This is a genomic window from Citrobacter sp. RHBSTW-00017 (assembly GCF_013797615.1).
Lineage (GTDB): Bacteria > Pseudomonadota > Gammaproteobacteria > Enterobacterales > Enterobacteriaceae > Citrobacter > Citrobacter braakii.
The window spans coordinates 113,923-126,137 of the sequence record NZ_CP056899.1; the positions used below are offsets into that span (position 1 = coordinate 113,923).

The 12,215-nt window shown below is 52.3% G+C and carries 14 protein-coding genes; 6 read left to right on the forward strand and 8 right to left on the reverse strand.

What is annotated here, in order from left to right:
- Positions 1-45 precede the first annotated feature (45 nt).
- The 3 genes from HV037_RS00525 to HV037_RS00535 form a co-directional block, all read right to left on the reverse strand.
- Positions 46-309: a lipopolysaccharide core heptose(II) kinase RfaY gene (locus HV037_RS00525; protein WP_249414955.1), complete on the reverse strand. Its 264-nt coding sequence runs from the start codon at positions 307-309 to the stop codon at positions 46-48.
- A gap of 57 nt (positions 310-366) precedes the next feature.
- Positions 367-1,064 (reverse strand): IS1 family transposase gene (locus tag HV037_RS00530; RefSeq protein WP_223274117.1). Its coding sequence is split into 2 segments (ribosomal slippage): positions 367-815 and positions 815-1,064, totalling 699 coding nucleotides; the frame shifts between segments, so codons are not numbered across the junction.
- Positions 1,065-1,092: 28 nt separating this feature from the next.
- Positions 1,093-1,509 (reverse strand): lipopolysaccharide core heptose(II) kinase RfaY, encoded by a 417-nt coding sequence (locus tag HV037_RS00535; protein WP_249414956.1) that lies wholly within the window; start codon positions 1,507-1,509, stop codon positions 1,093-1,095.
- A 244-nt stretch (positions 1,510-1,753) separates the two neighbouring features.
- Here HV037_RS00535 and HV037_RS00540 point away from each other — a divergent pair, with 244 nt between their 5' ends.
- Positions 1,754-2,788, forward strand: coding sequence for a glycosyltransferase (locus HV037_RS00540; RefSeq protein ID WP_049042810.1), 1,035 nt, complete (start codon positions 1,754-1,756; stop codon positions 2,786-2,788).
- Here HV037_RS00540 and HV037_RS00545 read toward each other — a convergent pair.
- The 3 genes from HV037_RS00545 to gpmM are packed head-to-tail and all read right to left on the reverse strand — an operon-like array spanning position 2,775 to position 6,587.
- Entirely contained in the window at positions 2,775-3,746 is a 972-nt protein-coding gene (locus HV037_RS00545; RefSeq protein ID WP_103284429.1) for a divergent polysaccharide deacetylase family protein, read from the reverse strand. The two genes, HV037_RS00540 and HV037_RS00545, sit on opposite strands and share 14 nt — an antisense overlap.
- 3 nt (positions 3,747-3,749) lie before the next feature.
- Positions 3,750-5,009, reverse strand: a complete 1,260-nt coding sequence (gene envC / locus HV037_RS00550; protein ID WP_231390992.1) for a murein hydrolase activator EnvC — start codon at positions 5,007-5,009, stop codon at positions 3,750-3,752.
- 33 nt (positions 5,010-5,042) lie between these two features.
- Positions 5,043-6,587, reverse strand: coding sequence for a 2,3-bisphosphoglycerate-independent phosphoglycerate mutase (gpmM, locus tag HV037_RS00555; protein ID WP_103284430.1), 1,545 nt, complete (start codon positions 6,585-6,587; stop codon positions 5,043-5,045).
- Positions 6,588-6,834: 247 nt separating this feature from the next.
- Here gpmM and HV037_RS00560 point away from each other — a divergent pair, with 247 nt between their 5' ends.
- From HV037_RS00560 to cysE, 5 genes are all read left to right on the forward strand, one after another.
- A complete protein-coding gene (locus HV037_RS00560; protein WP_005120473.1) occupies positions 6,835-7,266 on the forward strand; it encodes a rhodanese-like domain-containing protein in 432 nt (143 codons plus the stop codon).
- A gap of 51 nt (positions 7,267-7,317) precedes the next feature.
- Entirely contained in the window at positions 7,318-7,569 is a 252-nt protein-coding gene (grxC, locus tag HV037_RS00565; RefSeq protein ID WP_003024152.1) for a glutaredoxin 3, read from the forward strand.
- Between the two features lie 46 nt (positions 7,570-7,615).
- Positions 7,616-8,083 carry a protein-export chaperone SecB gene (secB, locus tag HV037_RS00570; RefSeq protein WP_003024155.1) on the forward strand — a complete coding sequence of 156 codons (468 nt, stop codon included), beginning with the start codon at positions 7,616-7,618 and terminating at the stop codon, positions 8,081-8,083.
- Positions 8,083-9,102, forward strand: a complete 1,020-nt coding sequence (gene gpsA, locus HV037_RS00575; protein ID WP_016154966.1) for an NAD(P)H-dependent glycerol-3-phosphate dehydrogenase — start codon at positions 8,083-8,085, stop codon at positions 9,100-9,102. The genes secB and gpsA overlap by 1 nt, the downstream gene beginning before the upstream one ends.
- A gap of 77 nt (positions 9,103-9,179) precedes the next feature.
- Entirely contained in the window at positions 9,180-10,001 is an 822-nt protein-coding gene (cysE, locus tag HV037_RS00580) for a serine O-acetyltransferase (protein ID WP_016154965.1), read from the forward strand.
- Positions 10,002-10,182: 181 nt separating this feature from the next.
- Here cysE and trmL read toward each other — a convergent pair whose 3' ends face one another.
- Entirely contained in the window at positions 10,183-10,656 is a 474-nt protein-coding gene (gene trmL / locus HV037_RS00585) for a tRNA (uridine(34)/cytosine(34)/5-carboxymethylaminomethyluridine(34)-2'-O)-methyltransferase TrmL (protein ID WP_016157744.1), read from the reverse strand.
- 46 nt (positions 10,657-10,702) lie between these two features.
- Positions 10,703-12,043, reverse strand: coding sequence for an aromatic acid/H+ symport family MFS transporter (locus HV037_RS00590; RefSeq protein WP_103284431.1), 1,341 nt, complete (start codon positions 12,041-12,043; stop codon positions 10,703-10,705).
- Between the last annotated feature and the right edge of the window lie 172 nt (positions 12,044-12,215).

The following is a 12,215-nucleotide window of genomic DNA, read 5'->3' on the forward strand; positions in this document are numbered from 1 at the left end:
TACCAACGGCCAGATTCTTTATTCTGGCCGTATAAATAATAAATACTATTTGCCACGAAGCTTTCTGGATAAAGATCTTATCGCTTCTTTGAGCCAGATGAGCTTATAGATTAACCCTTTTCCTTTGATGTGAATATGATATTTTCGCTGCAAAGCTAAAATATCATTAGCCTGGCAAATCTTCATATTTCCCTTACAGGATAAGTCAATTATTCTTAATTCACCGCCTGGCGTACGAATGAAATTTCCAGGGTGGATATCATTAGATGCCAACCCGGCTTTGTGAAGGCGCAGAACGCACTGCTTCACTTCATCGGCATTCTTATGGTTAATTTCTTTTAAAGGAGTGCCGGTAATGACTCCAACTTACTGATAGTGTTTTATGTTCAGATAATGCCCGATGACTTTGTCATGCAGCTCCACCGATTTTGAGAACGACAGTGACTTCCTGCCCAGCCTTGCCAGATGCTGCCTCAGATTCAGGTTATGCCGCTCAATGCGCTGCGTATATCGCTTGCTGATAACGTGCAGTTCTCCCTTCAGGCGTGATTCATAAAGCGGCCAGCCATCCGTCATCCATACCACGACCTCAAAGGCCGACAGCAGGCCAAGAAGACGCTCCAGCGTGGCCAACGTGCGTTCACCGAATACGTGCGCCACAACCGTCCTCCGTATCCTGTCATACGCGTAAAACAACCAGCGCTGGCGTGATTTAGCGCCGACGTAACCCCACTGTTCGTCCATTTCCGCGCAAACAATGACGTCACTGCCCGGTTGTATGCGTGAGTTTACCGACTGCGGCCTGAGTTTTTTAAGTGTCGTAAAATCGTGTTGAGGCCAACGCCCATAATGCGTGCACTGGCGCGACATCCGACGCCATTCATGGCCATATCAATAATTTTCTGGTGTGTACCGGGCTGAGAGGCGGTGTAAGTGAACTGTAGCTGCCATGTTTTACGGCAGTGAGAGCAGAGATAGCGCTGATGTCCGGCAGTGCTTTTACCGTTACGCACCACGCCTTCAGTAGCTGAACAGGAGGGACAGCTGATAGAAACAGAAGCCACTGGAGCACCTCAAAAACACCATCATACACTAAATCAGTAAGTTGGCACCATTACCAGGAGTGCCTTCAACATATTCATGAATAATATAAACATCATGACACTGACGAAGTCGTACTTTTTCAGCGGCATAGTAGAGATCGGCTGTACAGGCGCGCATTTCCGGGGAGAGTGTGTCCAGCTTCTTGATGAGCCTGGAATAAAAGGGGCCGGAGATAAAATTCTGCATTTTTTTCTCAAATCGAGGATCAACTTCACGGTCGTTTTTGATGATAAATTTTTGTGAGTTGTACTCGACCAGTTCTACACTGCGCATGGCGTTACCACTGCTCAACGGTTTGCCACTGATTTCTTTGTTTATATACTTATTCATCAGTGACTTAAGGTCTGTTTTGGTCTCTTTACAATAGACCGTATAACCTTTTTCATGTGTCTTACTGATGGCCATCACTTTCCTCAATATCAGTGTACATCGCGCGTTAATTTACAGGGGTATAGTATACAGGTTGTGTCCCTCAATATGTAGACGATCTGAGCTATCACAGCCCGCTGAACTCAGGCGCCGCATGGCATTTTCCCATACTGGTTGCTTTCGCTGCGCCGCTTCTGAAAATTAAACGTTCTAACCTTAATAATTCCTTAATGAAACTGTAGTAAAAGTCATCAGTGTACTGACAAACTTGGGTTATCTGATGAGAAACCGCACAAATATGTTGAGTGTTATTATTCCGTTGTATAACGCGGGTGATAGTTTTCGGGATTGCATGGAATCTTTGATCGCACAGACATGGGCTGCGATAGAGATCATTATTGTGGATGACGGTTCAACGGATAACTCTGTTGATATTGCAAGACATTATGCTGATAACTATTCCCATGTCCGGTTGTTACATCAGGCTAACGCCGGGGCATCTGTCGCGCGTAATCGTGGTCTGGCAGTGGCCAAAGGGGATTATGTTGCATTTGTCGATGCCGATGACCTGGTTTATCCCAATATGTATGAAACCCTGATGACCATGGCGCTTCAGGATGACCTCGATCTGGCACAGTGCAATTCTGATTGGTGCATTTTCGAAACGGGGGACACCTGGCAATCAATACCGACGGACCGTCTGCGGTCTACGGGTGTATTGACCGGCCCCGACTGGTTACGTATGGCATTGGCTTCACGCCGTTGGACGCATGTGGTCTGGATGGGGGTTTATCGCAGAGATGTTATCGAGAAAAACAAGATAGCGTTTATTCCAGGGTTGCATCATCAGGATATTGTATGGACGACGGAGTTTATGTTTAACGCCAAACGTGTGCGATATACCGAGCAATCATTGTATAAATACTTCTTACACGATCAATCAGTTAGCCGCCTTAAAAGACAAGGCTTAAAAAATCTCAATTACCAACGCCACTATATTAAAATTACACGGTTATTGGATAAGTTGAATCGTGAATATGCGGGTCGGATTACTATTTATCCGGAATTTCATCAGCAAATAACCTATGAAGCATTACGCGTTTGCCACGCAGTACGCAAAGAGCCGGATGTCCATATTCGTCAACGCATGATTGCAGAGATTTTTGTCTCTGGTATGTATAAGCGCATGATTACTAACGTACGCAGCGCCAAAGTTTTGTACCAGGCGCTGCTATGGTCATTCCGTCTCTGGAAATGGCGCGATAAAACATCCTCGCCCTCTCGTATTGCCCGTAAAACGCTTAATTTACGTTAGCGTTCATAGCGCTGGGTGAGGATGTATTCCCCCAGCCCTGCCATTGCAGGCGCATGTACTGCACCAGCGTGCTTTGGGTGATGCTTTCACCGAGCACGCTGAAGAAGCGGCTGGCGTAAACCGGCTCTAACGGCTGCTTCGGTTTGCATAATCTCACCCCGCGGAAAGGATTACGTGGCACATCAGGTTTACCATTCTTCGGCGGTGTAAGGTTTGGTCTGGAGGTGTCTACCTGTGGTTCATTGAGCAGGCTGCTTGGGCGAACCAGCGTAATGTCCGCAGGCAGGTTATAAAGCATCTGCTGCAGGACGCGAACCGTCGAAGGGTGAGGATGCCCAATGGCAATTGCTGAACCGTTGCGGCGCGCAAGCTCAACGGCCCGATTAAACTGACGGCGAATATCGGCTTCGTTTTGTGTGTCATCCAGGAAGACTTTGCGTTTGATAACCTTCACGCCGGTTCCTGATGCTGCGCGCATTGCCTGACTGTTGCCGATGGTCATACTGTCCAGGAAGTAGAGATCGTAGCGTTCCAGCGCCTGCATCACCTTCTGCATGCCGAACAGGCTGGAGGTCATCGCGCTGCCCATATGGTTGTTCAGCCCGACCGCATTCGGTACTTTGCTTACCGCGTCGCGAATAATCCGCTCAATCTCTTCGCTGCTCATTTCCGGGCGCAAAGTATCTTTCTCTAACGGCTGTTTGCTCAGCGGCGCCATCGGCAGATGGATTAACACTTCATGCCCGCTGTTATGCGCTTTAATCGCCATTTCACGCGCGTGTGGGGCATTAGGCAGAACGGCAACGGAGAGGGTGGAAGGCATCGCCAGAACCTGATTTTCGGTGTGTGGACGATAGCCGAAATCATCAATAACGATGGCAAGTTTGCCAGCAAAAACAGGTGTTGCGAAGGCCAGCACGCTGGCGAGAGAGAATAATAGACGACGAAATTGAGGCAAAACTTATCTTCCCAACCACGGCTGTGGATTGACCGCCTGACCCTGGCGACGAATTTCGAAATAGAGTGCCGGCCTGCCCTGTCCGCCGCTGCTACCCACAAGTGCAATAGGCTGCCCGGCGCGAACCTGCGTACCGACGCTGACCAGCGCGCTCTGGTTATAACCGTACAGGCTCATATCGCCTTTACCGTGCTCAACGACGACTACCAGGCCGTAGCCCTGCAACCAGTCCGCCAGAATGACGCGACCATCGGCAATGGCTTTAACTTCGGTGCCTTCGGATGCGCCAATAACCATCCCCTTCCAACGTAGCTCACCTTGCAACTGTTCGCCATAACGATGTAGCGTTGGGCCACGAACGGGCCAGAATGCCTGGCCGCGTGGGGAACCTAAACCGCCGGTACGGGACATCAGTGATTTTTCGCTTTCGGTTGGCTTGTAGGTTGAGCCTTTCCGTGACGCATCCTTTTGTTTGTCGCGTACGGCCTGCGCCTCGCGAGCTTCACGTTCCGCGCGTGCTTTGGCTGCGGCTTCGGCGCGAGCAATGCTGTTGCGCAGGCGTGATTCGTTGGCGCGCATTTCGCCCAGTTGCTGCTGACCCTGCTGAATCGATGACTCCAGACCCGAGAGCGTCTTCTTGCGTTCATTACGCGCCTGCTCCAGCTTAGCTTGCTGAGCGCGCTGTTCGTACAGCAACGTCTGCTGTTCGCTCTGCTTATCTTCCAGCTCGGCTTTTTGCGAGTCGACTTCTTCGCGGGTTTGTTTCAACTGCGCGATGGTTTCCTGCCGCGCCTGGTTCAGATAGCCGAAATAGGCCTGCAGGCGTTGCCCGCGCTGGCTCTCTTCCCCACTCAGAATGAGCTGAATACCGGTGTGTTCGCCCTGGCGAAACGCTGCGTCAAGTTGGGCTGCCAGGCTACGCTCTTGCGCAGCCCGCTGTTTTTCCAGCTTCGCGAGGGCGGCATTCATCTCTGTGATTTGTGCATTCAGCTGCGCCAGCGAGTTTTGCGTTTCGCGTAGTTGCCTGGCGGCAACGGCGATGGCCTGTTCCTGAGCTTTAAGTTGAGCGAGGAGAGTGGAGCGTTGTTGTTGTTGTTGGCGTACCGCGCGTTCTTTTGCCGCGATATCAGCCTGAATAGATTTGAGCTGATCGCGCTCGTCCGCGTGGGCGGAAAAGGCGCACAGCAATACGCCAGCGCTAAGCGCGCTGGCGTAGAACAAGGGCCTGACTGAAAGCTTTCGCAGTTTCACGGCCCAAGTGATGGTATTGATCGCCTTTCCCCTCATGGGGAGGGATTATTCCACGATGAACAGCGGCTTACCAGTCATCTCTTGCGGGATTTCCATACCCATCAGCGTCAGCATCGTCGGGGCGATATCAGAAAGTTTGCCGCCTTCAACTGCTTTGACGTTTTTACCACCGACATAAATCAGCGGAACGGGCAGGTTGGTGTGTGCTGTATGCGCCTGACCGGTGGACGGATCGCGCATTTGCTCTGCGTTACCGTGGTCTGCGGTGATCAGCAGTTGGCCGCCAACGGATTCAACCGCTTTAGTCACCTGCTCAACGCAGTGATCCAGCGCTTCAACCGCTTTAACCGCAGCTTCCATCACCCCGGTGTGACCAACCATGTCGCCGTTCGGGTAGTTACAAATGATGGTGTCGTATTTTCCACTCTGAATCGCAGCAACCAGCTTCTCGGTCAGCTCAGCAGAGCTCATTTCCGGCTGCAGATCGTAGGTCGCGACTTTCGGCGAGTTGATCAGGATGCGATCTTCGCCTTTGAACGGCTCTTCTACGCCGCCGTTAAAGAAGAAGGTCACGTGGGCATATTTTTCAGTTTCGGAAATACGCAGCTGCGTTTTGTCATTCTTCGCCATCCACTCGCCAAGGGTGTTGGCCAGAGACGCTGGTGGGTAAGCAACAGCAGTTTTGATGTCGGCTGCGTATTCGGTCAGCATCACAAAGTTGAGGTTAACGACTTTCTTACGGGCGAAGCCGTCGAAGTCAGCGTTAACAAACGCACGGGTGATTTCACGCGCACGGTCAGCACGGAAGTTCATGAAAATCAGCGTATCGCCGTCTTCCATGGCGGCTTCAGCCTGGCCTTCAGCACGGATCACGGTCGCTTTCACGAATTCGTCGTTTTCGTCGCGGGCATAAGCAGCCTGCAGGCCTTCAACAGCCGTAGCGAACTGGAACTCGCCTTTTGCCAGCGTCATCAGGTCATAAGCCTGTTCAACGCGATCCCAACGGTTGTCGCGGTCCATGGCGTAGTAACGACCGATGATGGACGCTACGCGGCCTTTGCCCAGCGCGGCAAATTTCTCTTCGAATTTCTGCAGCGAATGTTCAGCGCTGCGCGGCGGGGTATCACGGCCATCAAGGAAAGCGTGCAGATAGATTTTCTCAGCACCGCGTTCAGCTGCCATTTCGACCATCGCCATGATGTGATCTTCGTGGCTGTGAACGCCGCCAGCAGAGAGCAGGCCCATGATGTGAACCGCTTTGCCGCTATTTTTTGCCTGGTCGACCGCATCGGTCAGCACTGGGTTAGCGAAGAAAGTCCGTTCTTTAATTTCAACATCCAGACGGGTCAGGTCCTGATACACGATGCGGCCCGCGCCCAGGTTGACGTGACCCACTTCGGAGTTGCCCATCTGGCGATCGGGCAGGCCGACTTCCAGGCCAGAGGCATCAATCAGGGTATGCGGACGTTTTGCCCACAGAGTATCCATTACCGGGGTTTTGGCATTAAAGATGGCGTTATCCTGGCTGTCTTCACGATAGCCATAGCCATCCAGAATCACCAGTACCATAGGTTTTTTAGAAACCGACATTGCGACAACCTCACACTCAATAGACAAAAATAATTGCGTAATTTTACTACAGCTGAATCGATAAAATAGCCCCAGAAGATCAAATAATCGACCAGAGCGTGTCGCAGAGGGCGCGGATTTACGTTTTTTTTTCCGTAGCGCCCCGCAAAAATGCAATCCAATGCACGCTCTGGCTGTATTTGCGCCAACGCGCAGGTATACTCTTTTCCTGGTTTTTTAATCACTAAGTCGGGAGTTGTTACCCCCCATGCAAGAAATTATGCAATTTGTTAGTCGCCACCCTGTATTGAGTATCGCCTGGATTGCGTTACTGGCGGCTGTATTATTTACCACGTTTAAGAGCCTGACTTCGAAAGTGAAGGTAATTACGCGCGGAGAAGCCACTCGTCTTATCAACAAAGAAGATGCGGTGATTGTGGATTTACGTCAGCGCGACGACTTCCGCAAAGGCCATATCGCGGGCTCCACTAACCTGCTGCCGAGCGAAATCAAAGCCAACAATTTTGGCGAGCTGGAAAAACACAAAAACAAACCTGTTATTGTGGTTGATGGCTCTGGTATGCAGTGCCAGGATTCAGCAACTGCGCTGATTAAAGCCGGTTTTGAGCAGGTATCTGTACTGAAAGACGGCGTAGCGGGCTGGAGTGGCGAGAATCTGCCACTGGTTCGCGGCAAGTAATTTACCCGTCTTCTTTCATGCCTCAGGGTAAAAGAACACTGGAGATAAGTCATGGCCAATATTGAGATCTATACCAAAGCGACCTGCCCGTTTTGCCATCGCGCAAAGGCGCTGTTGAACAGCAAGGGTGTGAGTTTCCAGGAACTTCCGATTGACGGCGATGCCGTGAAGCGTGAAGAGATGATCAAGCGCAGTGGCCGTACAACGGTTCCGCAGATTTTTATTGATGCACAGCACATTGGTGGTTGTGACGACTTGTATGCGTTGGATGCACGTGGTGGACTGGATCCACTGCTGCGTTAAGGCGTACCGAAGTATTTAAAGGACAACACTAAAGGGTTTTCTCAACATGTCAGAACAAAATAACACTGAAATGGCTTTCCAGATCCAACGTATTTATACCAAGGATGTGTCTTTCGAAGCGCCAAATGCACCACATGTTTTCCAGAAAGATTGGCAGCCAGAGGTTAAACTGGATCTTGATACCGCATCTACCCAACTGGCAGATGATGTGTATGAAGTAGTGCTGCGTGTCACCGTAACGGCTTCTCTGGGTGAAGAAACTGCGTTCCTGTGTGAAGTTCAGCAGGGCGGTATTTTCTCCATCAGTGGTATTGAAGGGACTCAGATGGCGCATTGCCTTGGTGCATACTGCCCGAACATTCTGTTCCCGTATGCCCGCGAATGCATCACCAGCCTGGTTTCCCGCGGTACATTCCCGCAACTGAACCTTGCGCCGGTCAACTTTGATGCGCTGTTCATGAACTATTTACAGCAGCAGGCTGGCGAAGGTACTGAAGAACATCAGGATGCCTGATGAACCAAAGTAATGCTTCAATGACTGTGATTGGTGCCGGCTCGTACGGCACCGCTCTTGCCATCACCCTGGCAAGAAATGGCCATCAGGTTGTCCTGTGGGGCCATGATCCGAAACATATCGCGACCCTCGAGCACGATCGCTGCAACGTCGCGTTCCTCCCTGATGTGCCTTTTCCCGAAACGCTGCGCCTGGAAAGTGATTTAGCCACTGCGCTGGCCGCCAGTCGTAATATTCTGGTGGTGGTGCCTAGCCACGTCTTTGGCGAAGTGCTGCGCAACATCAAACCGCTGATGCGTCCTGACGCGCGTCTGGTCTGGGCGACAAAGGGTCTGGAAGCGGAAACGGGACGCCTGCTGCAGGACGTCGCGCGTGAAGCGCTGGGGAATTCTATTCCACTGGCGGTTATCTCCGGTCCGACGTTCGCCAAAGAGCTGGCGGCGGGCATGCCGACGGCGATTTCTCTGGCCTCGACGGACGACACCTTTGCTGACGATCTCCAGCAGTTGCTGCACTGTGGCAAGAGCTTCCGCGTTTACAGCAATCCGGATTTCATTGGCGTGCAGCTTGGCGGCGCGGTGAAAAACGTCATTGCGATTGGCGCGGGGATGTCTGACGGCATCGGTTTCGGCGCGAATGCGCGAACCGCATTGATCACCCGTGGACTGACCGAAATGTCTCGTCTTGGCGCGGCGCTGGGTGCCGATCCTGCCACCTTTATGGGTATGGCGGGTTTAGGCGATCTGGTGCTGACCTGTACCGACAACCAGTCGCGTAACCGTCGTTTTGGCATGATGCTCGGCCAGGGGATGGACGTGCAGGGGGCGCAGGATAAGATTGGTCAGGTGGTTGAAGGCTACCGCAATACGAAAGAAGTTCGTGAATTGGCGCACCGTTTTGGTGTTGAGATGCCAATAACCGAGGAAATTTATCAAGTATTGTATTGCGGAAAAAACGCGCGCGAGGCAGCATTGACGTTATTAGGCCGTGCACGCAGGGACGAGCTGAGTCGCCACTAGCTGTAAGGAACTGTTGAATATAACGACCCGACCCGCGAAGAACGGGTCGGTCGTTTTGCTACCTTCTGGAGTACGCAATGCCGTGTGAAGAACTGGATATCGTCTGGAAAAACATTAAAGCGGAAGCCCGGGCACTGGCGGAATGTGAACCAATGCTGGCCAGTTTTTACCACGCAACGCTGCTCAAGCATGAAAACCTCGGCAGTGCGCTAAGCTATATGCTGGCGAATAAACTCGCTTCTCCGATCATGCCCGCCATTGCCATTCGCGAAGTCGTGGAAGAGGCCTACGCGGCCGATCCTGAAATGATTGCCTCAGCGGCCTGTGATATTCAGGCGGTACGCACGCGTGATCCGGCTGTCGATAAATATTCCACCCCACTTCTGTATCTGAAGGGCTTTCATGCGCTTCAGGCCTACCGTATCGGTCACTGGCTGTGGCATCAGGGGCGTCAGGCGCTGGCGATCTTCCTGCAAAATCAGGTGTCCGTTAGCTTCCAGGTAGACATTCACCCGGCGGCAAAAATTGGCCGTGGGATTATGCTCGATCACGCCACTGGTATTGTGGTCGGTGAAACTGCCGTGATTGAAAACGACGTCTCTATTTTGCAATCCGTCACGCTGGGCGGGACCGGTAAAGCCGGCGGTGACCGTCATCCGAAAATTCGTGAAGGCGTGATGATTGGCGCGGGAGCAAAAATTCTCGGCAACATTGAAGTCGGGCGCGGCGCGAAGATTGGCGCAGGTTCCGTCGTTTTACAGCCGGTACCCCCGCATACCACTGCAGCAGGCGTTCCGGCACGCATCGTCGGCAAGCCTGACAGCGATAAGCCGTCCATGGATATGGATCAGCATTTCAACGGGATACATCATACTTTTGAGTATGGAGATGGTATCTGATTTCGAGCTATCTTACCTGGCAGATTGAACCTGAGCTGTGCTCGTCATCCTCACGTATTGCGTGTACGCTCCGGTGACTGCGCGCAGTCCGTGTTCAATCTGTCTGCGCCGATAACGCTCGAAATGAATTTCATCAAATTAATGTAGGTCGGATCAGGCGCTAGCCGCCATCCAACAATCATCAGCTACGCAGTACCGCGCCCGGATACCCTAGCTGGCGCCAGGCCTCATACACCACCACCGACACCGCATTTGACAGGTTCATACTGCGACTGTCTGGCATCATCGGAATACGAATTTTTTGTTCGGCCGGCAACGCGTCAAGGATGCTGGCTGGCAGACCGCGTGTTTCCGGACCAAACATCAGATAATCCCCGTCCTGATAGCATACCGCGCTATGCGCTGGCGTACCTTTGGTGGTCAGAGCAAACAGGCGCTGCGGATGTTCTGCGGCGACGAAGGCGGCGTAATCAGGGTGGCGCAGCACGGCGGTAAATTCATGGTAATCCAGCCCCGCGCGACGCAGGCGCTTGTCGTCCCAGGTAAAGCCCATTGGCTCTATAATATGCAAACGAAAGCCGGTGTTGGCGCAAAGACGGATAATATTGCCGGTATTTGGCGGGATTTCTGGTTCGAATAAAACGATGTTAAGCATACTGCCCCCTTGATAACGGGGGGCAGAATAGCAGAAAGAGCGGGTACTATGCGACGGTCAGCGCGTGCGGTTTATAGCGCTGCAGCTTGTAAATTGTCGCGGCAGCAGCGACCAGGGCCGGAAGGCTGAGGAACATTAAGATACTGTCTGCCTGCCATTGCAGGGAAAGCAACTGGGCGCTCATCATCGTTCCGGCTACGCCGCCGAAGCGGCCCACGCCCTGCATCCAGGCAATGCCCGTCGCACGGCAGTGGGTTGGATAAAACGTGGCGGCCAGCGTCTGCAGCCCGGACTGCGCGCCGTTCATGGTAATCCCCATCAGGAAGATCAGTGCGCCGAACAAGATGATGTGGTTATGTTCAAACCCGAGAGAGAGGGCAAACAGCATCGTCAGAATAAAGCCGAGTGAGACCACTTTATGGGCTTCCCAGCGGTCCATTAACCAACCGGCCAGCAGGATCCCCGCCGTACCACCAAAGGTAAACAGCGATGTCAGCCAGGCGGATTCGGCCAGCGGATAGCCCATTCCCAGCATCAGCGTTGGCATCCAGCTCAGCAGCACGTAATAGATAACCAGCCCCATAAAGTAGGTCATCCAGAGCATCAGCGTACCCGGCAGCCAGGGCATACTAAATAACTGTGCCACGCTGCTTTTTTTGACCGTGATACGGTCTTCATCCAGATAAAACTGGGTAACCTGTTCCAGACTTCCCGACATAAAGCGTTGAGCAATGCGTTTAATCTGTGCAACCCCTTTACCGCGGTGAACCAGATACTTAACCGACTCTGGCAGGAACAGCACCAACAGTGCGGTGAGGACCAGCGGGGCGATCGCACCAGCAAGCAGAACACTGTGCCAGCCGTAGTTGGGGATCAGCCAGGAGGAGATCACGCCGCCGCCCGCAGCCCCTAACGGAAAGCCACAGTACATGGTGTTAATCGCCATTGAACGACAGCGTTTCGGGGCGAATTCGGACACCAGGGTGATGGCATTGGGCATTGCCGCGCCAAGCCCAAGCCCGGTGAGAAAGCGCCAAAACGTGAGCATATTCAGCGTCTGGGCATAGGCGGTTCCCAGACTGGCGAGGCCAAAGAACAGACAGGAAAAGACCAGGACGCGCTTACGACCCATACGATCTGAAATCGGTCCGGCCAGCAGGGCGCCAAATGAGAGGCCCAATAGCGCGGCGCTTAACACCGGTCCAAGATCTTGTTTCTTGATGCCCCAGTCGGCTGAAAGCGTGGGGGCAATATAGCCCATCGCCGCCGTATCGAAGCCGTCAATGGCTAAAACCAGAAAACCCAGGACAATAATGACCCAGTGGAAGCGCGAAAAAGCACTGTCATCTATCGCCTGCTGGATATTCACTTTTCCGGAATAAGCCATGTCACCCTCGCCCGTTATGATGGTTGTTATATGTATAAAATGCTGTTGTATTAGCTTGTCTATACATTTGGCAGGTGGATAAAAAGTTGTCAAATATATTGGTTGTAAATGTTAACTAGTCGTTATTTTTGGATAAAAAATGGTCGGGCTGAAAACAGACCGACCATTCAGA